The following is a 23,899-nucleotide window of genomic DNA, read 5'->3' as shown; positions in this document are numbered from 1 at the left end:
TGTCTGAACTGCCGCTTCCGGCCGGAATGAAGCTGGTCACTGCCATGGCCATAACCACGATAATTGCCAAGGCGATCAACGCGCCGACCCCGCTGAAACGCGGGTCCTGCCAAAACCTTGGCTTGGGCGGCGTCACCCTTTTCTTTGCAATGGAGTCCATCAAAATGGCGACCACTTCGGTTGATCAAGTCACTGGCTATGGCGAAACGGTAGCATACAAGGCACCGTGCCGCCTAGCGACCACGGCGAACATCGCGCTGAGTGGTTTACAGACGATAGACGGTGTAGTGGTGGCCGCCAATGACCGGGTGCTGGTGAAGGACCAGCCCGACGCCCGCTACCACGGCATCTATATCGCCTCTTCTGGTCTGTGGTCGCGCGCGCGGGATTTCGACAGCAATAGAGACATCAGCTCGGGTACGCAGATTTTTGTCACGGCCGGGGCACTGAACGCTCGGAGCGGCTGGTCGATCACCACAACCAATCCAATCATAGTCGGCACAACCGATATTGTCATCGAGCAAAGCGAACTTGTGAACGCCGCGCAGCTTGAAGCCCTGGCGGCATCAGCAACAGCAGCAGCAGATACCGCTGGCGCGGCGGAGACAGCGGCCGAAGCGGCGCGGGATGATGCAATTGCCGCCGCCGCGTCCCTCAATCTGCCTACCATCGTCGCCGACACAATGCTCGTGGCCAAGCCTGACGCTACCGGCTATCTGGCGAAGGCAAAAGCGGACGTTCGTGACTTTCTCGACACAGCGCCATACGTCGCCACCAACACGGCGCTTGCCGCGCTTGATCAAACCAAAGATACCAGGGCTCAATTCGACGGTTCCCTATGGACATTTTCGTCGAGCAATCTTTCCTCCTTGGTCACTGTCGACACGAGGAAAGCGTACTATGTGGCGCCAGCGACGGATACAACAGGGGCTAGCGGTGCATGGGTACGCAACCGGCGAAACCTCGATATCGAGGTCGAGTTGCTCGGAGCGGTAGCCGACAGCACAGGAGTTGGTACCGGAACCAACAATGCCACCGCCATCAGCGCGGCCTTCACGTTGGCCAAGTTCATTGGCATGAATGTCGTCTTCGGCCCTGGCGCCTTTAGAAGTTCCACCGCAATCACTTATGACAAGAGCGCCATCAATGGCGACACCGGATTTGTGCCGTCAATACGCGGCCAAGGCGCGGCCCTGACCCGGCTCTATTTCGATGCCGGTGTGGACGGTTTGTCTGTCGTTGGCTCCGCAACGGGAGGGATACTCGGAAGCTTCTTGAGCATTTCCGATATGGATCTGGTGTCGTCCGGCAAAACGAAAAGCGGTCTGTCGGTCGACAAAATCGCTTTCCTGTCATTGCACCGGGTGAGGTGTACGGGGTGGAGTGTCGGGCTGAAGATGACCGACACCATTTCTTCAATCCTAGAGCAACCTTTCCTAAACGGAAACATCACCGGTCTTACCGCCAGCCCAGGAACGGCCAGCATCCCGCCCAATGCGATAACCATGCTCCAGCCATGGCTAAGTGGCAACGACAGGATCGGGGCCAAGATCACCAACCCGGCCACGTTCGCCATTCGCGGCGGCTCGGTAGAGGGAAACGGCAAGGTAACTGCTGGCGCCGATCCTAACAACAGCGGCGGCATTTCCATCATAAACCCCGGCATGGGCGGCAACGTCGGCGTTGTTTCAGATGGCGTGTACTATGAGGATAATGCCGGCCTGACTGACATACTCATCTTCAATGACGCCGCCGCCGACTTCCCCTGCTCGCACTCGATAACAGGCAACAGCTTCACGCGGCTTAGCGCCACATCCTTTACAACTTACAACATTTACCTGATCGGAGGTGACGCGGCGCAGACGCTGCATTGGAGCGGCAACGGCTTCGGGAAACTTTCCTCTGCCTATGTCGAGAGCTCGGCCCGTCCTTATGTGTTCTGCGATGACGTTAACAACGTCATCACTTTGGACGAGGGCGCGGGAAACAACTACGCTGCTGCGGTCGCGAAGCCGGATTTCTCAAGCCGATACACATTCGGCCAAAAAAACATGGCCCAGGCGCTCGGCTATAGTTTTGCCGGCGCACTATCAACCGGATCGACAAACGTTGCGTCGGTCGCCAAGCTTTCGACGGGGCGCTACAAAATCACGCTGAAGCGGGGCTGGGTAGGCTTCAAGGCAATATCTGTCAGCCCAACCCTACTGCGCGCGGTCAACGTTTTCACCTTTGATGATACGAGCATTACCATTGACCTGTACACCATCGGAACCACACCCGCCGTCGCAGATGCTGACTTCGGGTTCGCGGTCTTCAGGCCGATGTGATCAGCCAGGTGTCCTGACGGCCTTATCAGCAGTAACCGGCCAACTGATGCAGTCACACTGCTTGTTGCGCATGGTGGCGAACATAATGGTTGGCTTGATTTTGCCTGCCACCAGAAGGTCGGTGTTCACCATGTCAACGGTGTCGATAAACGCGGTATCGAAAGGCTCATCAGTCGCGAAGTTGCTTCCGTACATCCTATCCGTGAAGGTGTCGGGGATGCCGCCCGCCCCCAGGAACCGCTCGAAATGAAACTTCTCGACGCAAAGCGGCAGGATGTCCTGCGCGCGGATGCCCTCAAAAGTGCCGTTGGCGCAGTCGAAGTCAACGTACTCGATGTGAGGGACCATGTGTATCCGGTCCACCCTCTTGTTTCTCGGAAGCAAGCGCCAGAACATCTCAGTGTACGCGAGCACTTCCGGCCACCGCTGGTGACCGTTCCGCCCAATCATGTCGTTGGTGATGAGCGCACCATCGTCGCCGATCTGTCGTTTGACATTGTCCAGGATGAATTCGAGTTCGACGAAGTGATGGAGGCTGTGATTTGCCAGGACGACCGTGGCGTCGGTTTCCGGGAACTGTTTGTTGATGTCGAAGGTGAGGAATTCGAAATGTTCGCTAAGCCCCTTGCTTTCGGCATTAACTCGTCCCGCCTCGCTCATGGCGGGGGAGATGTCGGAACCGTAGAACTTTATAGTGCGGCCTCGACCGACAAGTATCCGTGCAATTTCCAACTCGGTACTGGCTTCGCCGCTGCCAAGGCTCAGAACGGAAAGCGAGCCATGCGGTGCCACGCGTTCGATCTCATTTGCATAGAATTCCTCGACCGAAATCGTGCCGAACATCTCCTTCATCCGAGGGGCGAGGGACTTGACTGCCCAATAGGTAAATATCGGCGGGATACTCGCTGAAGGTCGCTCGCCGTGATAAAATCCCTGCTCACGGCTAACCATCAAATCGTATTCTTGTGAGGCTTCCGCGCTGACTTCAGCGCGCGTGGCCGGCTTACTATCGCGCCAATTGATCCACCGCATAATATGCTCCTTCCGCACAAGTTTGGACGACTAGCACAGATATTAGCGCGGTTTCTACTGTTAGTTGGGCGCGGGTAGTGCTTCGCCACCAATCACCCCAAAACCAACTCGTCCAGCCGCAGGCCATGTGCGCGCGAGCGGCTAGACCGCTGATTTCCTCAATCGGCTGATTTTCAGCCCCTCCACCTTCATTGCCAAACTCAACAACTGCCCATCGGGGCGGAAAGGTACTAGCCATGGATCGCAACTTCGCGCGGGCGCTTTCGCTTGTTCTCAAATCGGAAGGGCTATGGTCGGACAATCCGGCTGATCCCGGCGGCGCCACCATGAAGGGGGTGACGCTCACCAATTTCCGCCGCTATGTGAAGGCCGACGCGACGAAGGCTGATCTGCGCAAAATCACTGACAGCCAGGTCGCCACGGTCTATCGCCGGTTCTATTGGGATGCGACGGCCGGCGCACTGCTTCCCAGCGGGGTCGACTACGCTGTTTTTGACTTCGCGGTGAATAGCGGTCCCGGTCGAGCAGCGAAATACCTTCAGGACGTTGTAGGCGTAAAGCAGGATGGGCGCATTGGCCCGGCCACCATTGCGGCCGTAAAGGCTAAGCCGGCCGGCGTTGTCATCGACGCGCTGTGCGACAATCGCCTAGGCTTCCTGAAGCGTCTCCCGACCTGGAAGACTTTCGGCAAAGGCTGGTCCGACCGCGTCAAGTCAGTGCGCGCCGAAGCGCTGAAGCTTTCAGCATTGCCCGACACTCCGCCGCCGGTCACTGTCGAGGTGAAGGTGCCGGTCGACAAGCCCGTTGTTCCTGAAAAGGTCGAACAGAAGGTCAAGGAGAAATCTGGCTTTCTGTCCTGGTTGACCGGTCTTTTCGGTTCCGGCGCCATCGGCCTCGGCTGGCTGGCCGGCATGGACTGGCAAGCCGTCCTGGCTGGCGGCGTGGTCCTGCTGGTGTTCCTGCTGGTCCTGCTCCTGCTTCGCTCTCAGATCGTCTCTGCGGTGCGCCAGATCAAGGCGGAGGTCGCGGAGTGATGTTCGGCCTGTTCGACTGGATCAAAGTAGGCGTCGGGGCGGTCGCAGGAGCCGGCATCTGCGGTCTCGTGGCCGTTCTCTATGTCGCAATCGTCCATGACCCTGCAACGCGCTCTGAAACCCGCGCGCTCGTCCAGGCAGAGGCGCGAGAAGCCGCGCTCGCCCTCATCCAGAAAAGGAACGACGACAATGTTGAAATCAGTGCTTTTGACCAGCAGCATCTTTGCGTTGAGCTTGGCGGCCGGTGGGTGCAGCCGGACCGCTGCGACTGAGGGCGCCGGGTTTTCGCTGCTGAAGCCCTCCGGGCCGACGCGAGACTTCATCATCAAGAACGACAGGCCGTTCGCGGAACAGGTGGCGGGCAACAACCGTTCCTGCAAGCGCTCTTCGGCCTGCTCGAAATAACATTAAAGGGCATCGGGGCATGAGCAGTGAGGATGAGGCAATGTTGTCGATCAAAGTGGACAAACGGCCGATATCGCAAGCCCAGCTTATAGGCTTCGTCGTGATCCTCATGGGGCAGGCGTTCGTCGGGGGCGGGCTCTATTACAAGTTCACCAGCGATATTGCCAACGCCGCTTCGAAAGCGGATCTTGCCACGCTGTCGGTGAAGGTCGATAGTGAAGCGGCGGCCCGGTCCGCGCGGTCTGCCCAATCGGATCGGAACTTTGACGACATTCAAAAGCAGCTCAAGCCGCTCGATACCGTCTCGCTGCGCCTAGACCAGAACGACAAGCGAGACGATGCACAGGACGCCCGCATTGACCGGATGCTGGAGCTGATCGGAGCCAAGCTCGATACGCTGACCCAGAACGTTGCCGACGTGAAGGCTGATGTTCGCGTCGTGGCCCAAGACGTTAAGAACCTGAGCGGGAAGACACAGCCAACGAGCTTCCGGCCCTAGACAATGGCAACGTAGCGACGCGCCTTCCAATCGAACACAACGCCGGCCGGGATCTGAAAACCCCGCGCCGGCTTTTTTGTGCCTTCATGCCGGGCCTGCTGGCGCTTGGCCTTCCTGATCCTCGGCAAGTCCTGGGTGTGGGTCTTTACTTCGCCACAAGCGAAATGAGCCGGGCCGCAGTTGGTGTTCACGTCCGGGCCTAGCAGGGCGAGGGCGCGCTTGTGTTCGACAATCCACCGGTCGTTATGACGGTGAACCGGCTCGCCGCAGTTGCAGCACGGCGCGATGTTATGGCCGGTGCAATTCTCGGTGAAGATAGCTTGTCGACGCTTGGCCGACATGCGAGCGCGGGGCGTGTTGGCGGTCACTTTACCAGCTCGAAATAGAGACTGAGAGTTGCTGCGTTAAGGTCTTCGAGCGGATGCTCACTGCAATAGTTGACGAGCCATAATTCAAGCGAGTCCGCATCAGTGCCGTGTGTGACATCCGTGTGCTGGTTGCCGCTCCGGCCGTTTCTGAAGTTCATGGCCGTCATGAAGCCCAACACCCAACTCATGCCAACGGCTCGGCTCATCTCCTCTGCTTTAACCCACTTGCCGCAGGAGTTTGCGCCGGGGCCATATGTGGCATATTCGCCCGCTCCCGCAGGGTAGGTCAGCATGCAAAAAGCCACGCAAGCGTAGACTGTGGCCGCTTTCATGACTTTGCCTTTAGCCTGACGCCTGGGCTTCCATGATTCAGAAACTCGATGCCGGCTTCCTCAAGAACGGTCATCACGGCGCGCACCTTGTCCAGTCCGCTGGTCAGCCCCTCGGCGCCGCGCTTTTCCATGGCGCTTACAGTGTTGATGTTTATCCCGGCGCGCTTCGCAAGCGTCCCTTGATCCATGTCAGCCAAGGCGCGCGCGGCGCGAAGCTGGTTTCCGGTTGTGAGCATTCTGTGTCCCTTTCTTATCTGGCTAGTATTTTTTCATAGTTCGCTGTTGACGGCAAGCTAATTGTCATTCATGGTGAACTGGTAAATAAAACTAGTTAAAGAGGAATTACACACATGCAGAACACCCGTGTTCTGGCTGCCGCCGAAGGCATGCCCAATCTCAACCGCCGCCGTCTCCTTCTTGGCCTCGCGGCTGCTTCCACGGCGGCTGCGGTTGGAACCGTCGCCACTCATAGCGGAGCAAAGGCGGCGCCGGCAGAAAACCCGGACCTGATTGCTATCGGCAATCGCACCCCGGCAATCGAACAGGCCTATGCGGATGCCTGGGCGCATGAGAAAGAAGTTATTCGGGTATGGGCGCCAAAATGGCCGTCCGCCCCGGCAGAGCTTACGGCGAAGCCGTCGCGTCATCAGCCAGAGCGCGATTTCTTCGGCGCGCATCATGGGCGGCACATTCACACCAGCGGCGATTTCGAATGGCGGCTCCATCGTGCCAGCAGCGCACTGAAAAGCCGCTCCAAGTCGCCATCCGCTTGGCACACCTGCTCAACGCGGGAAGAGTGGCAAGCCGAGTTTGATAAAGCGTCCCGTTTGCTATTGATCGCCAAAAAGTACGAGGCGAAGACCGCGCACATAGAGAAGGCGTCAGGCTACAAGCCCGCGTGGGAAGCCCGGCATGCAGCCGCGCAAGCTCTTGCCGACCATATCACCGCCGTTCTGGATCAGCCCGACATCACTCTTGAAGGGATGCTGATCAAGGCTGAAGCGTTGGCTGCATGGGGGAGGGTATCCGAGAAGGACCGTATCTGGGCGGCGGTCGACCGCAAGAGGAACTGGCACGGCCAAATTGCGGAGTCCGTTCTCCGTCACGCGAAAGGCGGTGCAGCATGATCACCCGTCGCCTTTTCCTTCGTCAAGCGGCTGTTGCCAGCGCCGCGATTTCGGCGGGCTCAATCGGGGAGGGCGCAAGCCTTCCCACGATTTCCGCCGCCGGCCTCGCCGCCATCGCGGCTTGGCAAACGGCCCTGATGGTGCAGAACCAGATATGGGATCGCTACTGCTCCACACAGGACAAGGCGGTCTATGAAAACGAATGGCGGCCTGCCTATGCCGTGTCGAACGACGCATTGACCGCGATGCTTCGCGCTCTGCATGTCGAACAGGTGCGGTCATGAGCCCCGTTCTCAGCAAGCAATATACCGGTAACGAGCCGGTCGACGTGATGGACCATGCTCTTGATCTGCTCCGCGTCGTTCGGCTCGCGATCAACGCTTACGAAGCTGACCCGTCGAACGTCTCGGAAAAGGAAATGGCGTCGATCGGCTACGTTCTCATCTACGCGCAAGACATCTTGGAGCCCTTGCGGGAACACCTCAACAAGGCGGGGGCTATGCGATGAACGCGCACGTTCGCCTTTCCGACCCGACTGTCCGCCGCTCGATCGAAGACGAGATTGAACGGCTAATTTCCCTGCTCGACCTCGTAGAGCCCGACCCGGATCTGGAGCCATATCTAGCCGGCGGCGCCGAAGTCGTCGGCACCGATGACAGGGAAGGGGACAACTCCGACGACGAAGAGGGCGCCGACGCGGAATATAGCCTCGGCTGGTCCGAATCGGGCAGTCAGGGGCGCGACGCGTGGATGCGTGCCGGGTGCCAGTACGTCGCGGGGGTCGATGGCGACAACTGACCAACTCGCAAACTTTGCGACTTGAAGCCCGCTGCCTCACGGTGGCGGGCTTCATCGTTTGCGGACGTTAGGCCCCAAGTTAGGCACGAACTAAGGCAAAACGAAATAGAATAAGCAATTCAACCCTTTACGAAAAGTTCTGGCGGAGGAAGTGGGATTCGAACCCACGGTGAGCTTGCACCCACGCCGGTTTTCAAGACCGGTGCCTTAAACCGCTCGGCCATTCCTCCATCGTGGTTTTTCAACCATTTGGGCAGCGCGGGGCCAACTCGTTTGGCCTGTGGCACCGGATTGGCACCGAAGGCACTCCCGGCTGGTTCACGCCTCATTCCTGTAAAGCGGCATTGAGGGCTGCGTCAACCACCACTGTGTCGGTTCCTGCCGTCCTGGCAGGCTCTGAGTTTGTCGGAATCGAGCACCGGAACTCGCTATCCCATTGGTGCATGATGAAGAAGGAGCCCGCCGACTGCCGATGTACAGGTTTGCGCGCGAACACAAGAAGCCTGACGCTGGAGGGCTTTCGTGCAGCCCGACCGAGGGCGCAACCTACCGACCAAGCCATCCTCGGAATTGGGCGGAGGTAATCCCTACGGGTCAGCCTCTTGGGACAGCTGCGGTATCCCGCAGATTTAACTTTCGCCAAGGAACAGCTACTGGTGAGGAAGGCCGAAGCTGCAAATCGGCTCCGGCCTGTACGGTCCTCAGTCTTTGCAATTTTCGTCCGCCTTTGCCGCCGCGGCCTTATCACCGTGCTGCTGCGCCTCGATGTCCTGCTGCGAGGTTGCAAGGTTTTTGTCGCCGGCGCCTTCAGCGCCCGCCAATGGCATCGTGGTGCCATCCTTGGCGGCTGGCTTGTTCGCGTTGCCCATGGCCTTCGGAGTCTCTAAAGGCGCGTGGGTTCCATCTTTCGAAATACCGGCGGTCTGTCCGGCATCGGTCCCGGTGTTCGAAGCTGACTTGTCCGGACATGCGGCGATCGCAGACCCGGCAGAAAGCGACATCGCGATCGCGACCATCAATGAAGTCATTTTCATCATGCTCGTCCTTCTGTTCGAGTGCCCTGCGGATGAAACTAGCGGCGCATTTCTTTGTTCCGGCGGTCGGTCCGCTGCCCGACAAAGCCCGGTCAACCGGCAGGCACGGCGGGCAGGAGCGAAGCCAGGCTTTCTGTGGCAGAGGGCATCACATCTCTCGCGCGGAAGCACGAAAACCGTTACTTTTCAGAGAGCTCTTACGGTGGAGACGCCACAATCTTGCCCGGTTGCGGCCACAATCGGTTAATACCGTGATAAGCAATTCCTGCGCACAAAGGATCGGGGTTTTAAGCGTCGTTGGTATTGTCGGGTGAGTTTTTTGGCTCCTCTGGTGGTTGAACGCGACGCCTTGAGTTGAGACTGAAGGGGACATCAGGAAAATGCAGGCTGTGACGCCACCGCGTCTTCGTCGCGCTGCTACCGTCGCGTTGTTCGCCATGTCGGCCGCCTTGCTGGCTGCCTGCGCGTCGCAGCCTGAGCCGAAAGCGATGGTCAACAAGAAGACCCGCCCCAAGGAATATTTCGCCGAATCCGAATATGGCGTGAAGGCAAGCCCGCGTGTGATCTCCCGGAACGGGCGCATCCAACGTGGCGGCGGCAGGGATCAGCTTGGCAAACCCTATCAGGTCCGCGGCAAGTGGTATTACCCGAAGGAAGACAAGCGTTACGCCAAGGTCGGCCTCGCCTCCTGGTATGGCGACGCCTTCCATGGCCGGCTTACCGCCAATGGCGAAGTCTACGACATGACCCATCTGACGGCGGCGCACCCGACCATGCCGCTGCCAAGCTATGCCCGCGTCACCAATCTCAAGACCGGCAGTTCGGTCATCGTTCGCGTCAACGATCGCGGCCCATATCACGAAGGCCGCATCATCGACGTATCGGAGCGCGCTGCCCAGATGCTTGACTATGCCAACACCGGCACCGCTCAGGTAAAGGTCGAATATGTCGGCCGCGCGCCGCTCGACGGCGATGACGACCAGTATCTGATGGCCTCCTATCATCCCGGCAACAGGGCGCCAGACCCGTCGGATGGACTGCCGACCGGCGTCATGGTCGCCATGAACGGGCCGTCGCCAAGCCTGCCTGCCGGCACTGCTGCCGTGCCGTTTCCGGGCCAGTTGACCGATTCCGGTTCTGTCCAGCCGATCATGTCGACGCAGTCGTCGGCCTATGGCGATCTGGCGCTTCCGGATTTCGGCCCGATCGTGCCGGAGCGTCCGCAGATCAATCTGCCGCCGCAATCGCCGTTTGCCGTGGCCTCGCTGTCCTATGCCGACGAGCGGGTCGAACGCGCCTCAAATGCCTTCGCCGCGATGGGTGGCGACGGCATGTCGCCGGCCGATGTGCTCCAATCATGGAAACGGCAGCCGCCAACGGCCGGTCCGTCCACTGACTACGTCGCGGCTGGTTCGTTCGAGGATGCAGCGGAGGCCAAGCGTGTTGCTGCTGAGCTTGCCGCATACGGCAAGATCGAGATCCAGCGTTCGGAACTCGATGGCGAGGATTGGTATTCGGTCAATCTCTATCCCGATGGCCACCGCAATCTCGATGATTTGCTGCAGGCTGCCTGGTCGCATGGCGCGCCCGATGCGCTGGCTGTGCGCAACTGAGCGCAAGCCTGATGGGATTTCCGCTGCGCGGTTGATCCGCCGCGCAAAAAGCTTGATACTTTTCGCGGGCTTGCCGGCGGTGCCGGCCAACGGGTCGAACATCATGCAATTTCGCTTGCTCCCGCCTCTCGCCGGGCTTCTGGTTTTTGGCTTGCTGCTGTTTTTCCAGGCTCCGGCCGGTGCACAGCTGTTCGAGACCAAGGCCGCGCAGGCCTTCATGATCGATGCCGAGACCGGGACGGTGCTGTTTTCCAAGGAGGCCGACAAGCCGATACCGCCGGCCTCGATGGCCAAGCTGATGACCATGGAAGTGGTTTTCAACGCCATCAAATCCGGCCGCCTAAAGCTCGACGATACGTTCGTGGTCAGCGAGAACGCCTGGCGCAAGGGTGGCGCGCCTTCAGGAACATCGACGATGTTCGCCAAGCTCAAGTCGTCGGTCCGGCTCGAAGACCTGATTCAGGGCGTGACCGTGCAGGCGGCCAATGACGGCTGCATCGTCATCGCCGAAGGCATGTCGGGATCCGAAGACAATTTTGCCGCGCAGATGACCGAACGCGCCCGCCAGATCGGCCTCAAGACGTCGACTTTCGTCAATTCGACCGGCCTGCCGGCGGATGGCCAGCAGACGACCGTGCGCGAGCTGGCGCAGCTCGCCCTGCACCTGTGGCGCGATTATCCGGATTTCTATCGCTATTATGCCCAAAAGGATTTCACCTGGAACAAGATCTCACAGAGGAACCGCAATCCGCTGCTGGCGATGGACATCGGCGCCGACGGCCTGGCGGTCGGGGCGAGCGAGGCAGCCGGTTTCGGCATCGTCGGTTCGCTCAGCCACAATGGTACCCGCGTGATCGCGGCGATGAGCGGGCTGGCCTCGGACAAGGAGCGCGCCGAGGAAGCGCGAAAGCTGCTCGACTGGGGTGTCCGCTCCTTCGAGAAGACCGAAATTTTCGCCAGGGACGAGGTGGTTGGAGAAGCCCAGGTTTTCGGCGGCGCCAAATCCGGGGTGACGCTGAAGGCCAAGGGTCCGATCGACATCTTCCTGCCGATCACCAACCGCGACAAGCTGACGGCCAGGATCGTCTATGACGGCCCGGTTGCAGCACCGGTGGAGGAGGGGCAGCCGGTGGGTGCGCTGCGCGTCTGGATCGGCGATACGCTGAGCCAGGAGACGCCGCTTTTCGCAGCCGAATCGATCGGCGTCGGCACGCTGCCGCAGCGCGCGCTCGATGCCGTCAAGGAACTGGCGGTCGGCTGGCTGCGCTAACGCATGTCGCTCAAAACCAGCCATGGTTTTGGGGAACGACATGCATAAGGGCAAAAAATCGACGGCATGGACGTTTGGCCCAACGCGGACTATCTAGAGCGCTACAATCCCATTCAGCCATGGACAAGAAGGCCTCTCGGTTGGCACGCGGTTTTTTCATCACCTTCGAAGGCGGCGAGGGGGCAGGCAAGTCGACGCAGATCGAGCGGCTGGCCAGGAAGATGCGCGCCAAGAAATACGACGTGCTGCTTACCCGCGAACCCGGCGGCTCGCCGGGCGCCGAAGCGGTCAGGCATGTGCTGCTGTCGGGCGCAGCCGAACCGTTCGGGCCGAAGATGGAAGCGCTGCTTTTCGCCGCCGCGCGGTCCGATCATGTCGAGCAGGTGATCCGGCCGGCGGTCGAGCGTGGCTCCATCGTGCTTTGCGACCGCTTCCTCGATTCCTCACGCGTCTATCAGGGCGTCACCGGCGGCATCGATCCGGCATTCATGGATGCGCTGGAACAGGTCGCCATCAACGGCATGATGCCGGACATGACGCTGATCTTCGACATCGACCCAGCGGAAGGCCTGAGGCGCGCAACGCTGCGGCGCGGCGCGGAGGCAGTCGCCGACCGTTTCGAAAAGGAGACGCTGGCGATCCACCGGGCCCGCCGCGAGGCGTTTCTGGCGATCGCCAAGGCCGAGCCGGAGCGCTGCATCGTCGTCGACGCAGCCGCCGAGCCCGACGCGGTTGAGAACGTCGTCACCGCGGCAGTGTTCGCGGCGCTGGCGGCGAGAGCGCCGGCACGCGACAGGCAGGCGACGCCGGCATGATCTTCGAGCGCATCGCACCCGAGCAGCACGACACGCTCGACGGCGTGCCGGAGCCCTCCGAAACGCCCCTTCTGGTCGGGCACGGCCAGGCTGCAGGCGTGCTCACCGCCGCCTATCGCGCCGGCAAGCTGCCGCATGCGCTGATCTTTTCCGGGCCAGTCGGCATCGGCAAGGCGACGCTCGCCTTCCACCTTGCGCATCATCTGCTGAAGCACCCGGATTTCGCGCAGGCGCCGGAAAGCCTTGCCGCTCCCGATCCGGCGTCGTCGCTGTTTCGCCAGATCGCCACCGGGGCGCATCCTTCCGTGCTGCATCTGACCCGGCCGCTGAACGACAAGACCAAGAGTTTCAAGACGGTCGTCACCGTCGATGAGATCCGCAAGGTCAGCCGCTTCCTGTCGCTGACCTCGCATGACGGCAGCTACCGGGTCGTCATCGTCGACCCCGCCGACGACATGAACACCAATGCCGCCAATGCCTTGCTGAAAAATCTTGAAGAGCCGCCGGCACGGACTCTGTTCATCCTGATTGTCCACGCGCCGGGCAGCCTGCTGCCGACGATCCGGTCGCGCTGTCAGGTAGTGAGATTGAACCCGCTCGACGCCGACGACCTGATGACGGTGCTGGAAACGACCGAGCCGGCGCCGCCTGAAGATCCGGCGGCGCGCGCGGCACTGGCCGAGCGGGCAGGGGGCAGCGCCCGCACCGCCATCCTCTTGACGCAGTATGGCGGGCTGGAGATCGCTTCAACGCTCGACGCTCTGGTCACCGGGAAAAAGAGCGATGTCGGCGGCGCGTTCCGCCTCGCCGAAGCCGTGGCCGGCCGCGATCAGGCGATCCAGTTCGATATCTTCAACCGCCGGGCGCTAGACCTGTTGTCGGACGCGGCAAGCCAGGCAGCACTGGCTGGCGATCTCGCACGAGCCAAAACGCTGTCGGACACTTGGCATGAGGCGCTGGACGCTATATCTGAGACCGATACTTACAATCTCGATAAGAAGCAGCACGCCTTGATCATGATCGACCGCCTGAATTCTGCAATGCGAATGTGACTGGGTTTCCTGGATCGGGATGGCAAATGCTGCCTCGATACGATATCCACCGCCACGCCTTTCCAGACATTCATGACGGTTCATTCATGTCACGCGACAAATTCTACATCACCACCCCGATCTTTTATCCGAACGGCAAGCCGCATATCGGCCACGCCTATACGGTCATTGCAACCGACGCCCTGGCACGCTTCCAGCGCCTGGACGGCAAGGACGTCTTCTTCCTGACCGGCACCGACGAGCATGGCCTGAAGATGCAGCAAACGGCCGAGAAGGAAGGCATAACGCCACTGGCGCTGGCCGACCGCAATTCGGCGATTTTCCGCGCAATGACCGAGGCGATGGGCGGCTCGAATGACCAATACATTCGCACGACCGAACCGCGCCACTACGAATCCTGTCAGGCGATCTGGAAAGCGATGGCCGCCAATGGCGACATCTATCTCGACCGCTATAGCGGCTGGTATTCGGTGCGCCAGGAAGCCTATTTCGACGAGAGCGAGACGACGCTCGGCGACGACGGCGTGCGCCGCGAACCGCTTGGATCGCCGGTCGAATGGAACGAGGAAGAAAGCTATTTCTTCCGGCTTTCCGCCTATCAGGACAAATTGCTGGCGCTTTATGAGAGCCAGCCCGACTTTGTCGGTCCGACCGAGCGCCGCAACGAGGTGCTCAGCTTCGTCAAGTCGGGGCTGAAGGATCTGTCGATCTCGCGCACGACCTTCAAATGGGGCGTGCCGGTGCCAGGCGACGACAGGCATGTGATGTATGTCTGGGTCGACGCCTTGACCAACTACATCACCGCCGCCGGCTATCCCGACACAAAGGCCGAGCAATGGCACTATTGGCCGGCCACGCACATCATCGGCAAGGACATTGTCCGCTTCCATGCGGTCTATTGGCCGGCATTTCTGATGTCGGCGGGCATCGAGTTGCCAAAGCGCGTCTTCGCGCATGGCTTCCTGTTCAACCGCGGCGAGAAGATGTCGAAATCTGTTGGCAACGTCGTCGATCCATTCGCGATGGTCGAGCACTACGGTCTCGACCAGGTGCGCTACTTCTTCCTGCGCGAGGTGCCGTTCGGTAACGATGGCAGCTACAGCCATGACGCGATCGTCAACCGCACCAATGCCGATCTTGCCAACGGCCTCGGCAACCTGGCGCAGCGCTCGCTGTCGATGATCGCCAAGAACTGCGGCGGCGTGGTGCCGCAGCGCGGCGAGCTGACGGATGCAGACAGAGCGATCCTGGATCAGGCCGCCGCCGCGCTCGACACCGCGCGCAAGGCGGTCGCCGAGCAGGGCATCCATCTGGCGCTGGCAGCGATCTTCGGCGTGGTGGCGGAAGCCGATCGCTACTTCGCCGGCGAGGCACCATGGGCGCTGAAGAAGACCAACCCGGCGCGCATGGAAACGGTGCTGTGGACAACCGCCGAAGTCGTGCGCCGCGTGGCGGTGCTGTGTCAGCCCTTCACTCCGGGCTCGGCCGCGAAACTGCTCGACCTGCTGGCGGTGCCGGCGGAGAGCCGCGATTTCGTGCATGTCCACGCGGATCACGCGCTTGTGCCCGGCACTGCGTTGCCGGTGCCGGAAGGCGTGTTTCCGCGTTACGTCGAACAGCCGGACGCGAACATCTGATGCTCGTCGACAGCCACTGCCATCTGGATTTTCCAGATTTCGCCGAGGAGCGGGCGGCCATCGTCGCCCGCGCTTCAGCCGCCGGAATTGGCCGTATGGTGACGATCTCGACACGCGTGAAGCGTTTTCCACAAGTACTTGAGATCGCTGAAACTTTCGACGAAGTCTATTGCTCTGTCGGCACTCATCCGCACAATGCGGCCGAAGAACTGGATATCACGGTCGAGGAGCTTGTGCGGCTATCCGCGCACCCGAAAGTAGTGGCCATCGGCGAGGCAGGTCTCGACTATTTTTACGACAAGGCGCCACGCGATGCACAAGCGCAAGGCTTTCGCAATCACATCGCCGCCGCCCGTGAAACGGGGCTGCCGCTGGTCATCCATTCGCGCGATGCCGATGCCGACATGGCTGATATTCTCGAGGACGAAACAGGGAAGGGCGCCTTCCCCTTCATCCTGCATTGCTTTTCTTCCGGGCGCCGGCTTGCCGAGGTGGGCGTCGCTCTCGGTGGCTACGTGTCGTTCTCGGGCATCCTGACCTTCAAGAATTCAGCTAAGTTGCGTGCCATTGCCGCCGATGTCCCGCATGCCCGATTGCTGGTCGAAACCGATGCGCCCTATCTGGCGCCCGTGCCGTTTCGCGGCAAACGCAACGAGCCCGCCTATGTCGCCCATACCGCCAAGGTGCTGGCCGAAACGATCGGGGTAAGCGAAGCTGAAATCGCCGATCTGACCACAGATAATTTCTTCCGGCTGTTCGGCAAGATGCCGCGGCCTGCAGAGCAAAGTGCCTGAACGATGACTGACCGGCTGCGCCTCACCATTCTCGGCTGCGGCTCGTCCCCAGGTACGCCGCGCATCACCGGCGATTGGGGCAATTGCGACCCCGACAACCCCAGGAACCGGCGCACCCGTGCCGCCGCGCTCGTCGAGCGGATCGCGGCGAACGGCAGCCGAACGACTGTCGTCATCGACACGGGGCCGGATTTTCGGCAGCAGATGCTGCTGGCCGGCGTTAAACGTGTCGATGCGGTCGTCTATACCCACCCGCATGCCGACCATATCCATGGCATCGACGATCTGCGCGGTTTCGTCCTCGATCAGCGCCAGCTCATCGACGTCCATGCCGACAGGGCGACGATGCTTCGGCTGCGGGAAGCGTTCGGATACTGTTTCGAGACGCCGCAAGGCAGTTCCTATCCGCCGATCGTCAGCCCGCATCTCATCGACCACACCAGGCCGGTGGTCATCGAAGGAGAGGGGGGTACCCTCACCCTCGAGCCGCTGCCGCAGATCCACGGCGACATCGTATCGCTCGGTTTCCGCATTGGCGGTCTCGCCTATTGCCCCGACATCAGCGACTTTCCGGAACCCACCGCCGAACGGCTGGGCGACCTCGACGTGCTGATCATCGACGCGCTGCAGTACCGGACGCATCCAAGTCATCTGTCACTTGGCGAAGCGCTTGAATGGATCCAGCGGCTGGCGCCGATACATGCGGTGCTGACACATATGCACGTGCCGCTCGACTACGTCTCGGTGATGGCCGAGACACCAGCCAATGTCGAACCTGCCTATGACGGCATGGTTATAGAAATCCCTTATGAATCAGCACGATGCGAATAGAGCTTCATGAGGGCTTTCGGCTCCTTGGTGCAAATATCAGCAGCGTTCCGATCCGCTCGTAGCCCATCCGAGGATAAAGCAGCGCCCCGGCATGGGTTGCTGCCAGCACCGAGTACCTTGACCCGCGCGCGCGATCGTCGTGCAACATTTTCGATATCAAAGCCTGACCAATGCCGCGACGCCGGTGCGACGGCTCGACATACATGCTCGAACACCAGGTGGCTCCCACGGCATCCAGGCTGCGAACGCGCCCAACGATGTCGGCGCCGTCGATTGCCACATACTGGCGGAACGGCGCGGTGTCGCCGAGCAAATCGTCTGGGATCGGCTGCCTGCGGATGATCTTTCCCAACTGTGCCGCCCGTTCGGCCGTCTGCACGCGTTCGACCGAAGCAACCGATGGCGGGTTCGGAATCCGGTGCAATCGGTGGACGAAAAAGCCTTCGGTCCGCAGCAGCCGGTAGCCGAGAGCTTTGTAGGCGGTTCGTGTCGGCCCGTCCGGATCGTCGTTCGCGATCACAACGGAAATGGCAAAGCCCGGCCGTGCATGCTGCCGCACGACGGCATCGGTCTCTTGAGCGGCGACGTCATGGACGACCCATTCTTCGCCGCGGTAATCGCGAGGATTCTTGCGTTCGGCATCGCGCATCAGCCACAATGGTCCAACCCGGCTGGCTTCGTAAGGAAAGGTGCGGCTCCTGTCAGCGCTGAAGCCATGCACGAACACTTCGATTGCCGCTTCGATCTCGCTGTTTGCCATCTTCATTTCGACAGCCTAGCGTTGGCGATCCGCTCAAGGCAATACGCCACAATCGGCTCAAGCCTGTGAGAATCAGCGGCAATTTACAGTTCTTGGCCCATACGTTAGTTCCATAATCTATCTTATGCGACTTTTGGATACGGCGAGCGGCATGGATGCGGCGGTCCCCGACTTCACTTTCCAGTTCCCTTGGAGGCTTCAGCCTGGAGAGACGTCAGGCTTGCAAACATCGGCTCGATATTGTGAGCGCGCAGCCGTCGGCAGCGCGCTCGACTCTTTGTTCGAACGATCGGGTCAATCGGAGCGACTATTCCAGAATAACGGTGGCCTCCACCTCGAAAAGCATGGGATCGATTGCAAGCTTGGGAACGGGAACCAGAGTCTGCGCCGGCAGCGCCTCGCCGAACATGTCCTTGACGTTCCTGGTCAACACCTCGAGCTTGGACATGTCGTGGTCGACCACGAAGACCGTGAGCTTCGCCACCTGATCCGGCCTGGCGCCGATGCCCTCAAGCGCAGCATGCAAATTTGCGTAGGCCTGCTTCACCTGGACGGCGAAATCCGGTGACAAGGCTCCTGTGCTGTCTTGGCCGCCCTGCCCGGAGATGTAGGCGATCCGAGCTCCGAGCGGTGCGATTACGGCGGTGCTGTAGCCATTCGGTGACGGGTCGTAGAGCGCCTGTGGATTGACAATAGTCAGCTTGAACTCGTTCGCCGGCGACGCAGTGGGGACTGCAATGGTCATGATGATTAGCCCTCCGATAAGCAGATGCTTGATTGCGCGTGACATGGTTTTTCGCTTGGCTCCGCAGCCTGCGAGCAACCTACCCTGGCGCCTGCAGATTGAACTTTAACCTAATCGCTACGTGAATCGTGCGATGTACGAGTCATCGTATGGTACGTCGTACGAGTCAATCGCTCAAGATCGACATTTGTCGCGTTGCCGGTCAAAATCGATGTTCTGAAAAAGCGAGGACGACGGATGGTAGCCAAACGCAGCGGCGCCCGGAGCAAAGGGGATCAACGGATAAGCGTGTCGCTCCAGCCCATGCAGCAAGCGAGCAGCGAGCCGCCGCTGTCTCGAGAGCGTATCGTGGCGACCGCGGTGGAACTGCTGGACGCCCAGGGCATAGACGGATTGACAATGCGTCGGCTGGCCGATCGCCTCGGCTCGGGTGTGATGAGTCTATATTGGCACGTCGACAACAAGGAGGATGTCTTTGATCTAGCAGTCGATTCGGTGCTCGAACATCGCGGATCGCCTGAAACAGGTGAGTCTCCGGACTGGCGCGGAGACGTCGTTCATATGCTCGAAGACTGGCGCGCCAGAATGTTGCGCCATCCTTGGTCGGCATCGCTGTTGCCGCGCCGGGCGCTCGGTCGGAACATTCTCGGTCGCCTGGAAATGCTGAGCAAGACCTTGTCCAGAGCCGGTGTTGCGGACGCGGATCTGAACGCCGCGATATGGTCGCTCTGGAACTATGTGATGGGCGCTACCCTCACCCGGGCAAGCTTCGACCTCTCGGAAGAAGACAGGGCAGCCGCACAGCAGCGTCTTACACATCTCAGCGAACACTACCCGACAATCGAACGCTCTCGTCTGCTGTTGGACAACGATTGGGATGGCGCCTTCCGAAGAGGCCTCGACTTCCTGCTCGACGGCCTCTCGCCAAGATAGAATTCCGGCGCTCCGCCCGGAGCAGACCGGATGGCGCTGCTTTGCGCATGCCAGTTTGACGCAAGTGCTTCCCAGTCCACATCATCACGTTTGGCTCGCCGCCAAGGCGGCGCAGGCAGCGGGCAAGCCCCAGGTGCTCGATCCCATCGCGGCGGTGGCTGGTGCGGCTGCATTGCAGCTGAATTGTTGCAGTTGGCGATGTCGTCGTCACGCATTGCCAACCGCTGGTCGGAATCCTCTCTGCAGTCGATCTTTTACGCAAACCTTTTTGGCCGACATGCGTTGTTTTCTTTCAAGCCAAGGAGACGATCATGCAGATGAAGTCGGAAATAGCCGGTGAAGCGGCCAAGCAGCGTCATATCCAACGTGGCATCGATGCCAAGGACAAATCGAAAGGCGATGGGAAGCTGCAAGGCGCCATGCAGGCTGGCGCCCGCGAATATCCCGAGCCCCCCTTCCCTGAGCAACATCAGCCCAAACCGGGACATGAATGGGCCATAGAGCCGGCGCCGCTGTACGATGCGCCTTACTATCTCGGATCGAAAAAACTCAACCAAAAGGTAGCGCTCATCACGGGCGGCGATTCGGGCATCGGCCGCTCGGTGGCGGTGTTGTTCGCCCGCGAGGGCGCCGACGTCGCGATCGTCTATCTGGCCGAGGACAAGGACGCTGAAGAGACCAAATCCGCGGTGGAAAAGGAGGGACGACGCTGCCTCCTGGTCAAGGCCGATGTCAGCGAACGCAGCCACTGCCACAAGGCGGTCATGGAGACCGTTGAAAAATTCGGCCGCATCGACGTGCTGGTCAACAATGCTGCGTTCCAGATCCATTCCAGCGACTTCGGCGAGCTCACCGAAGAACATTTCGACACGACGTTGAAGACCAATCTTTACGGCTATTTTCATATGGCGCAGGAAGCGGTGCCGCACATGAAACCCGGTTCGGCGATCATCAACACCGGTTCGGTAACCGGTATCGACGGTTCAAAACAGCTGGTCGACTATTCGATGACCAAGGGCGGCATCCATGCTTTCACGCGGGCCCTGTCGGGCAATCTCATCGGCAAGGGCATAAGGGTGAATGCGGTAGCACCGGGTCCGGTGTGGACGCCGCTCAATCCGTCGGACAAGGAAGCTGACGACGTCTCGAAATTCGGCGCCGACACGCCAATGAAACGACCAGCGCAACCGGAAGAGCTCGCGCCGGCCTATGTGTTCCTCGCTTCGCCGCATTGCTCGAGCTACATCACCGGCGAGATCTTGCCCGTCGTCGGAGGGTACTGAGGATGGCCGAAACGAAGTCCGCAACGAAGGAGTAGGATGGATGGGCCGTCTGCTTTTCATGGTGGCGTTCGCTTGTGTAGCGTATCGCATCTACACGGAAACCGCAGGGTCTGCTCGGCATGTGCTGCAGGATGACGGTGAGGCGCTGCGCAAGCAATCAGCGGCACTGGGCGTCGACCCGTCTCGCTGACGGGATGGAACCTACCGGCAATCCGGCCGGCCGAGTTACCAGCCGGCCGGATTGCAGCCTTATTCGGCTGCCTGCAGGTTGATCTTGCTTTCCGCCATTTCGGTGAGCTTGCGATCTGTCGCCTGCTCTTCCTTGAGATTCTTGGCCAGCACATTGGCGCAGTCGGTGCGGCCAAGCTGCTTTGCCCAGGCGATGAGCGTGCCGTAGCGCGTCATCTCGTAGTGTTCGACGGCCTGCGCCGAAGCAATCAGCGCCGCGTCGAGAACCTCCTTGTCATCGACGTCACCGCTCACGTCGTCGGCCTCCTCGAGAATGCCGTCGATTGCCGGACAGTTGACCTCCTTGGCCTTGACGCCATGCAACTCAAACACCTGTTCGACGCGCTCGACATGGCCTCTCGTCTGATCGAGGTGCTTTTCAAATCCGGCTTTCAATTGCGGGTCGGTTGCCTTGTCGATCATCTTCGGCAGCGCTTTCTCGATCTGCTTTTCGGCGTAATAGATGTCGCGCAGCGTGTGCACGAAGAGATCGTCGAGTGTCTTTATGTCCTTCGAAAAGAAGCCCATGGCCTTACCTTTCATTGCGCTTGGTGTGGATTTCGGCGACGGGGTTTGCGCCGCCAACAAAGACCGGGACGGTTCCCGGCTTGTCTGGTCAACGTGCCGGCACCGAAGGAGTTCCTGATTTCCGAGGGCGGACCCGTTCCCCCTTCTCCAAGACCTGCGATCCGGTCGGTGGGGAGCCTTTGTCTCGATCACACGTTCTAGTCGCAGAGCAATCGGAACCGAGAAGGGTTGGCGGAATGTATTTCATTGCATTGGCGACTGACTATGACGGCACTCTGGCTCATGATGGGGTCGTCGCCAAGAAAACGCTCACTGCGCTTGAGCGGTTCAAGAAAAGCGGCCGCAAGCTGGTTCTCGTCACCGGGCGTGAACTGCCCGATCTCAAGGGCGTCTTTCCCGAGCTTAGCCTCTTCGACAAGGTCGTCGCTGAGAATGGCGCGATGATCTACACGCCGGCCAGCGAGGAAGAGCGGGTGATCGCCCCGCCGCCGGAGCCCAAATTCGTCGCCAGGTTGAAGAGGCAGGGCGTCAAGCCGCTTTCGGTCGGACGATCGATCGTCGCGACCTGGGAACCGCATCAAGCGACCGTGCTTGAGGTCATCAAGAAGATGGGTCTCGAACTGGAAATCATCTTCAACAAGGGCGCGGTGATGATCCTGCCGAGCGGCATCAACAAAGCCACCGGGCTCGCCGCGGCCCTTCAGGACCTTCGACTTTCGCCGCACAACGTCGTCGGCGTCGGCGACGCCGAGAACGATCATGCGTTCCTGCAAGCCTGTGGCTGCAGCGTCGCCGTCGACAATGCAATTCCGGCGGTCAAGGATACAGCCAACCTGATCATGCCTGGCGCCCGAGGCAAAGGCGTGGAGCAACTGATCGCAAAGCTGATAAAGCGTGATCACGCGATAGTGCCGAAGCGCCATGACGGCATCGTTCTTGGATCATCTGGCGGCGATGATACCTACCTGTCGCCGAGCGACACGATCCTCATTGCCGGGAGTTCCGGTATCGGTAAATCCACCTTGGCCACCGCGCTGACCGAACGCTTCGTCGAAAGCGGCTTTCAATTTTGTGTCTTCGATCCCGAAGGCGACTATGATGGCCTCGAAGGCGCCGTTCGCCTGGGAGACGGCTCAAGCGCGCCGACAAAGGCGCAAGTGCTGGATCTGATCGCCAAGGCCGACAGCAACATAGTCGTCAATGGACTGGCCCTGCGGGTCGACGAGAGGCCGGATTTCTTTGCCGACCTGCTGCCTGGCCTCAGCAGTTTCCGCCGGCGCACCGCGAGACCGCACTGGCTCGTGATCGATGAAGCGCATCATCTTCTGCCCAAGCGGCGCGACGATGCGCGGGCGGTTCTGTCATTGGAATTGCCTGGCACAATCCTGATCACCGTTCACCCCGAGGCGATCTCGACAGACGCCTTGCGCCTGGTGACAGCCATCATTGCGCTTGGCCCCAAGGCAAAGGACGTCGTGAAGGTCTTCTGCCGTGAAACCGGCATTGAGCCGCCGAAGGTCATCCCCAGCCCGAAAGGTGCGCGCGTGCTGTTCTGGCGGCCGCAGGCAGGCAAAAAAGTCAAGACGGTCAAAGTGGTCGAACCACGTCAGTCACTCAAGCGGCACAGCCGGAAATATGCCGAAGGCCAGCTCGACGAAGCCGGCAGCTTCTATTTCCATGGCCCTGAGAATGCGATGAATCTCAGGGCTCACAATCTGATGATCTTCGCTCAGATCGCCGAGGGCATAGATGATAAGACCTGGGAGTTTCATTTGCGCACCGGCGACTATTCCAAATGGTTTCGACATCAGATCAGGGACAAGGACCTGGCGCGCGAAACCGCCGAGGCGGAAGAGGACAAGACCCTGTCGGCGGAGGAGAGCCGCAAGCGGGTGCTTGATGCCGTGCGCCGCCGTTACACGGCTCCCGCCACAGCCCCGGAGTGACACGCGAGAGCCAAGGCAATCAAGCCAGCGCTGCATGCGAAATTCTTCAGTCAGGCAACGCCGCCACCGCGACAATTTCAACGACGATGTCGGCTTGCGCAAGTGCTGCAACTCCGATCACCTCCGAAGGCGGCGGGTTGTTATAGCTGCAGTGCTTCGGGCAATGCTCGGCAAAGAACTCGTCCAGTACGTCGAGACGAAAATTGGGTGAACTCAGAACGCCGCCATCGGGAAATGGCCCCTTGATGAAGAAGGTCAGCCGGATGAGATAGTCGAGCGCGCTGCCGAGTTCTTCCAGATCTGATTTGATGTTCGCCAGAATTGCGCGCCACTGTGCCGCAGCATCGCCAGTGAATCCCCCTCCTCTCTTTCCGGTCGGATCATAATTTTCGGCGGTTGCCGTATTTCCGCAAAGGTAGACAAATCCCCTTGCTCCGGAGACGACCGTGCCTTTTCCCCACGGCATCAACCTTCCGTTTTTGAATTTCTTATGGGTTACGAGTTCCAT

General features: G+C 60.3%; 28 protein-coding genes and 1 tRNA gene. 18 read left to right on the top strand and 11 right to left on the bottom strand.

Annotation, left to right across the window (positions count from 1 at the left end; translation table 11 throughout):
- The first annotated feature begins 44 nt into the window (after positions 1–44).
- The gene (locus tag LB559_RS13400; protein WP_224674230.1) at positions 45–2,327 is read left to right on the top strand and encodes a hypothetical protein; all 2,283 of its coding nucleotides are present in this window, start codon (positions 45–47) and stop codon (positions 2,325–2,327) included.
- Here the strand turns inward: LB559_RS13400 and LB559_RS13395 are convergent, their stop codons facing one another.
- A complete protein-coding gene (locus LB559_RS13395) occupies positions 2,328–3,359 on the bottom strand; it encodes a class I SAM-dependent methyltransferase (RefSeq protein ID WP_224674229.1) in 1,032 nt (343 codons plus the stop codon).
- A gap of 236 nt (positions 3,360–3,595) precedes the next feature.
- Here LB559_RS13395 and LB559_RS13390 point away from each other — a divergent pair, with 236 nt between their 5' ends.
- Positions 3,596–4,393 carry a glycoside hydrolase family 108 protein gene (locus LB559_RS13390; protein WP_224674228.1) on the top strand — a complete coding sequence of 266 codons (798 nt, stop codon included), beginning with the start codon at positions 3,596–3,598 and terminating at the stop codon, positions 4,391–4,393.
- Here the strand turns inward: LB559_RS13390 and LB559_RS13385 are convergent.
- Positions 4,345–4,773, bottom strand: a complete 429-nt coding sequence (locus LB559_RS13385; RefSeq protein WP_224674227.1) for a hypothetical protein — start codon at positions 4,771–4,773, stop codon at positions 4,345–4,347. The genes LB559_RS13390 and LB559_RS13385 overlap by 49 nt on opposite strands.
- Before the next feature lie 44 nt (positions 4,774–4,817).
- Between LB559_RS13385 and LB559_RS13380 the strand changes: the two genes are divergently transcribed.
- The gene (locus tag LB559_RS13380; RefSeq protein WP_224674226.1) at positions 4,818–5,297 is read left to right on the top strand and encodes a hypothetical protein; all 480 of its coding nucleotides are present in this window, start codon (positions 4,818–4,820) and stop codon (positions 5,295–5,297) included.
- Here the strand turns inward: LB559_RS13380 and LB559_RS13375 are convergent.
- Genes LB559_RS13375 through LB559_RS13365 form a run of 3 tightly spaced genes read right to left on the bottom strand, consistent with a single transcriptional unit; the run spans position 5,294 to position 6,233 of the window.
- A complete protein-coding gene (locus tag LB559_RS13375) occupies positions 5,294–5,665 on the bottom strand; it encodes a hypothetical protein (RefSeq protein ID WP_224674225.1) in 372 nt (123 codons plus the stop codon). The two genes, LB559_RS13380 and LB559_RS13375, sit on opposite strands and share 4 nt — an antisense overlap.
- Complete coding sequence (locus LB559_RS13370; RefSeq protein ID WP_224674224.1) at positions 5,662–5,997, bottom strand: hypothetical protein; 336 nt, start codon at positions 5,995–5,997, stop codon at positions 5,662–5,664. The genes LB559_RS13375 and LB559_RS13370 overlap by 4 nt, the downstream gene beginning before the upstream one ends.
- Positions 5,994–6,233 carry a helix-turn-helix domain-containing protein gene (locus LB559_RS13365; RefSeq protein WP_224674223.1) on the bottom strand — a complete coding sequence of 80 codons (240 nt, stop codon included), beginning with the start codon at positions 6,231–6,233 and terminating at the stop codon, positions 5,994–5,996. The genes LB559_RS13370 and LB559_RS13365 overlap by 4 nt, the downstream gene beginning before the upstream one ends.
- 114 nt (positions 6,234–6,347) lie before the next feature.
- Between LB559_RS13365 and LB559_RS13360 the strand changes: the two genes are divergently transcribed.
- The 4 genes from LB559_RS13360 to LB559_RS13345 are packed head-to-tail and all read left to right on the top strand — an operon-like array spanning position 6,348 to position 7,922.
- Complete coding sequence (locus tag LB559_RS13360; protein WP_224674222.1) at positions 6,348–7,124, top strand: hypothetical protein; 777 nt, start codon at positions 6,348–6,350, stop codon at positions 7,122–7,124.
- Positions 7,121–7,408, top strand: coding sequence for a hypothetical protein (locus tag LB559_RS13355; RefSeq protein ID WP_224674221.1), 288 nt, complete (start codon positions 7,121–7,123; stop codon positions 7,406–7,408). The genes LB559_RS13360 and LB559_RS13355 overlap by 4 nt, the downstream gene beginning before the upstream one ends.
- Positions 7,405–7,632: a hypothetical protein gene (locus LB559_RS13350; RefSeq protein WP_224674220.1), complete on the top strand. Its 228-nt coding sequence runs from the start codon at positions 7,405–7,407 to the stop codon at positions 7,630–7,632. Before LB559_RS13355 ends, LB559_RS13350 begins: the two co-directional genes overlap by 4 nt.
- Positions 7,629–7,922 (top strand): hypothetical protein, encoded by a 294-nt coding sequence (locus LB559_RS13345; protein WP_224674219.1) that lies wholly within the window; start codon positions 7,629–7,631, stop codon positions 7,920–7,922. The genes LB559_RS13350 and LB559_RS13345 overlap by 4 nt, the downstream gene beginning before the upstream one ends.
- A 140-nt stretch (positions 7,923–8,062) precedes the next feature.
- Here LB559_RS13345 and LB559_RS13340 read toward each other — a convergent pair.
- A tRNA-Ser gene (locus LB559_RS13340) sits at positions 8,063–8,152 on the bottom strand.
- Between the two features lie 471 nt (positions 8,153–8,623).
- The gene (locus tag LB559_RS13335) at positions 8,624–8,959 is read right to left on the bottom strand and encodes a hypothetical protein (protein ID WP_224674218.1); all 336 of its coding nucleotides are present in this window, start codon (positions 8,957–8,959) and stop codon (positions 8,624–8,626) included.
- 377 nt (positions 8,960–9,336) lie between these two features.
- Here LB559_RS13335 and LB559_RS13330 point away from each other — a divergent pair, with 377 nt between their 5' ends.
- The 7 genes from LB559_RS13330 to LB559_RS13300 all read left to right on the top strand — a co-directional run bounded on the left by LB559_RS13330 (position 9,337) and on the right by LB559_RS13300 (position 16,968).
- Positions 9,337–10,569, top strand: coding sequence for a septal ring lytic transglycosylase RlpA family protein (locus tag LB559_RS13330; RefSeq protein ID WP_224674217.1), 1,233 nt, complete (start codon positions 9,337–9,339; stop codon positions 10,567–10,569).
- Positions 10,570–10,672: 103 nt separating this feature from the next.
- Positions 10,673–11,839 (top strand): D-alanyl-D-alanine carboxypeptidase family protein, encoded by a 1,167-nt coding sequence (locus LB559_RS13325; RefSeq protein WP_224674216.1) that lies wholly within the window; start codon positions 10,673–10,675, stop codon positions 11,837–11,839.
- Positions 11,840–11,979: 140 nt separating this feature from the next.
- Positions 11,980–12,654, top strand: a complete 675-nt coding sequence (gene tmk, locus LB559_RS13320) for a dTMP kinase (protein ID WP_024505515.1) — start codon at positions 11,980–11,982, stop codon at positions 12,652–12,654.
- A complete protein-coding gene (locus LB559_RS13315; RefSeq protein ID WP_024505516.1) occupies positions 12,651–13,706 on the top strand; it encodes a DNA polymerase III subunit delta' in 1,056 nt (351 codons plus the stop codon). The genes tmk and LB559_RS13315 overlap by 4 nt, the downstream gene beginning before the upstream one ends.
- Before the next feature lie 86 nt (positions 13,707–13,792).
- Positions 13,793–15,343 (top strand): methionine--tRNA ligase, encoded by a 1,551-nt coding sequence (gene metG, locus LB559_RS13310; protein ID WP_224674377.1) that lies wholly within the window; start codon positions 13,793–13,795, stop codon positions 15,341–15,343.
- Positions 15,343–16,137, top strand: a complete 795-nt coding sequence (locus LB559_RS13305; RefSeq protein WP_224674215.1) for a TatD family hydrolase — start codon at positions 15,343–15,345, stop codon at positions 16,135–16,137. The genes metG and LB559_RS13305 overlap by 1 nt, the downstream gene beginning before the upstream one ends.
- A gap of 3 nt (positions 16,138–16,140) precedes the next feature.
- Complete coding sequence (locus LB559_RS13300) at positions 16,141–16,968, top strand: MBL fold metallo-hydrolase (RefSeq protein WP_127366590.1); 828 nt, start codon at positions 16,141–16,143, stop codon at positions 16,966–16,968.
- Between the two features lie 4 nt (positions 16,969–16,972).
- Here LB559_RS13300 and LB559_RS13295 read toward each other — a convergent pair whose 3' ends face one another.
- Together LB559_RS13295 and LB559_RS13290 are read right to left on the bottom strand one after the other, a co-directional pair.
- A complete protein-coding gene (locus tag LB559_RS13295; protein WP_013531572.1) occupies positions 16,973–17,734 on the bottom strand; it encodes a GNAT family N-acetyltransferase in 762 nt (253 codons plus the stop codon).
- A 301-nt stretch (positions 17,735–18,035) separates the two neighbouring features.
- Complete coding sequence (locus LB559_RS13290) at positions 18,036–18,518, bottom strand: RidA family protein (RefSeq protein WP_063172160.1); 483 nt, start codon at positions 18,516–18,518, stop codon at positions 18,036–18,038.
- A gap of 192 nt (positions 18,519–18,710) precedes the next feature.
- Here LB559_RS13290 and LB559_RS13285 point away from each other — a divergent pair, with 192 nt between their 5' ends.
- The 3 genes from LB559_RS13285 (at position 18,711) to LB559_RS13275 (ending at position 20,879) form a co-directional block, all read left to right on the top strand.
- Positions 18,711–19,406, top strand: coding sequence for a TetR/AcrR family transcriptional regulator C-terminal domain-containing protein (locus LB559_RS13285; protein WP_224674214.1), 696 nt, complete (start codon positions 18,711–18,713; stop codon positions 19,404–19,406).
- 311 nt (positions 19,407–19,717) lie between these two features.
- Positions 19,718–20,689: an SDR family oxidoreductase gene (locus LB559_RS13280; RefSeq protein ID WP_024505521.1), complete on the top strand. Its 972-nt coding sequence runs from the start codon at positions 19,718–19,720 to the stop codon at positions 20,687–20,689.
- 40 nt (positions 20,690–20,729) lie between these two features.
- Entirely contained in the window at positions 20,730–20,879 is a 150-nt protein-coding gene (locus LB559_RS13275) for a hypothetical protein (RefSeq protein ID WP_224674213.1), read from the top strand.
- Positions 20,880–20,938: 59 nt separating this feature from the next.
- Here the strand turns inward: LB559_RS13275 and LB559_RS13270 are convergent, their stop codons facing one another.
- The gene (locus LB559_RS13270) at positions 20,939–21,445 is read right to left on the bottom strand and encodes a ferritin-like domain-containing protein (protein ID WP_013531567.1); all 507 of its coding nucleotides are present in this window, start codon (positions 21,443–21,445) and stop codon (positions 20,939–20,941) included.
- A gap of 236 nt (positions 21,446–21,681) precedes the next feature.
- Here LB559_RS13270 and LB559_RS13265 point away from each other — a divergent pair, with 236 nt between their 5' ends.
- Positions 21,682–23,391 (top strand): HAD family hydrolase, encoded by a 1,710-nt coding sequence (locus tag LB559_RS13265; protein WP_224674212.1) that lies wholly within the window; start codon positions 21,682–21,684, stop codon positions 23,389–23,391.
- Between the two features lie 46 nt (positions 23,392–23,437).
- Here the strand turns inward: LB559_RS13265 and LB559_RS13260 are convergent, their stop codons facing one another.
- Positions 23,438–23,899 (bottom strand): RidA family protein, encoded by a 462-nt coding sequence (locus LB559_RS13260; RefSeq protein WP_013531565.1) that lies wholly within the window; start codon positions 23,897–23,899, stop codon positions 23,438–23,440.

It is taken from the genome of Mesorhizobium sp. BR1-1-3 (assembly GCF_020165455.1).
Classification (GTDB): Bacteria; Pseudomonadota; Alphaproteobacteria; order Rhizobiales; family Rhizobiaceae; genus Mesorhizobium; species Mesorhizobium ciceri.
The sequence above is the reverse complement of the archived record's forward strand: the minus strand, read 5'-3'. Positions and strand labels throughout refer to the sequence as shown.

Bases quoted from the DNA above. Each gene is read 5' to 3' on its own strand.
- LB559_RS13305 (WP_224674215.1), top strand. From the start codon at position 15,343: ATGCTCGTCGACAGCCACTGCCATCTGGATTTTCCAGATTTCGCCGAG.
- LB559_RS13295 (WP_013531572.1), bottom strand. From the start codon at position 17,734: ATGAAGATGGCAAACAGCGAGATCGAAGCGGCAATCGAAGTGTTCGTG.
- LB559_RS13275 (WP_224674213.1), top strand. From the start codon at position 20,730: ATGGGCCGTCTGCTTTTCATGGTGGCGTTCGCTTGTGTAGCGTATCGC.
- LB559_RS13355 (WP_224674221.1), top strand. From the start codon at position 7,121: ATGATCACCCGTCGCCTTTTCCTTCGTCAAGCGGCTGTTGCCAGCGCC.
- LB559_RS13390 (WP_224674228.1), top strand. From the start codon at position 3,596: ATGGATCGCAACTTCGCGCGGGCGCTTTCGCTTGTTCTCAAATCGGAA.
- LB559_RS13365 (WP_224674223.1), bottom strand. From the start codon at position 6,233: ATGCTCACAACCGGAAACCAGCTTCGCGCCGCGCGCGCCTTGGCTGAC.
- LB559_RS13325 (WP_224674216.1), top strand. From the start codon at position 10,673: ATGCAATTTCGCTTGCTCCCGCCTCTCGCCGGGCTTCTGGTTTTTGGC.
- LB559_RS13350 (WP_224674220.1), top strand. From the start codon at position 7,405: ATGAGCCCCGTTCTCAGCAAGCAATATACCGGTAACGAGCCGGTCGAC.
- LB559_RS13260 (WP_013531565.1), bottom strand. From the start codon at position 23,899: ATGGAACTCGTAACCCATAAGAAATTCAAAAACGGAAGGTTGATGCCG.
- LB559_RS13290 (WP_063172160.1), bottom strand. From the start codon at position 18,518: ATGTCACGCGCAATCAAGCATCTGCTTATCGGAGGGCTAATCATCATG.
- LB559_RS13395 (WP_224674229.1), bottom strand. From the start codon at position 3,359: ATGCGGTGGATCAATTGGCGCGATAGTAAGCCGGCCACGCGCGCTGAA.
- LB559_RS13300 (WP_127366590.1), top strand. From the start codon at position 16,141: ATGACTGACCGGCTGCGCCTCACCATTCTCGGCTGCGGCTCGTCCCCA.
- LB559_RS13370 (WP_224674224.1), bottom strand. From the start codon at position 5,997: ATGAAAGCGGCCACAGTCTACGCTTGCGTGGCTTTTTGCATGCTGACC.
- LB559_RS13335 (WP_224674218.1), bottom strand. From the start codon at position 8,959: ATGATGAAAATGACTTCATTGATGGTCGCGATCGCGATGTCGCTTTCT.
- LB559_RS13400 (WP_224674230.1), top strand. From the start codon at position 45: ATGGCCATAACCACGATAATTGCCAAGGCGATCAACGCGCCGACCCCG.
- LB559_RS13345 (WP_224674219.1), top strand. From the start codon at position 7,629: ATGAACGCGCACGTTCGCCTTTCCGACCCGACTGTCCGCCGCTCGATC.
- LB559_RS13270 (WP_013531567.1), bottom strand. From the start codon at position 21,445: ATGGGCTTCTTTTCGAAGGACATAAAGACACTCGACGATCTCTTCGTG.
- LB559_RS13360 (WP_224674222.1), top strand. From the start codon at position 6,348: ATGCAGAACACCCGTGTTCTGGCTGCCGCCGAAGGCATGCCCAATCTC.
- LB559_RS13330 (WP_224674217.1), top strand. From the start codon at position 9,337: ATGCAGGCTGTGACGCCACCGCGTCTTCGTCGCGCTGCTACCGTCGCG.
- LB559_RS13285 (WP_224674214.1), top strand. From the start codon at position 18,711: ATGGTAGCCAAACGCAGCGGCGCCCGGAGCAAAGGGGATCAACGGATA.
- LB559_RS13315 (WP_024505516.1), top strand. From the start codon at position 12,651: ATGATCTTCGAGCGCATCGCACCCGAGCAGCACGACACGCTCGACGGC.
- LB559_RS13280 (WP_024505521.1), top strand. From the start codon at position 19,718: ATGCAGATGAAGTCGGAAATAGCCGGTGAAGCGGCCAAGCAGCGTCAT.
- metG (WP_224674377.1), top strand. From the start codon at position 13,793: ATGTCACGCGACAAATTCTACATCACCACCCCGATCTTTTATCCGAAC.
- LB559_RS13380 (WP_224674226.1), top strand. From the start codon at position 4,818: ATGAGCAGTGAGGATGAGGCAATGTTGTCGATCAAAGTGGACAAACGG.
- LB559_RS13265 (WP_224674212.1), top strand. From the start codon at position 21,682: ATGTATTTCATTGCATTGGCGACTGACTATGACGGCACTCTGGCTCAT.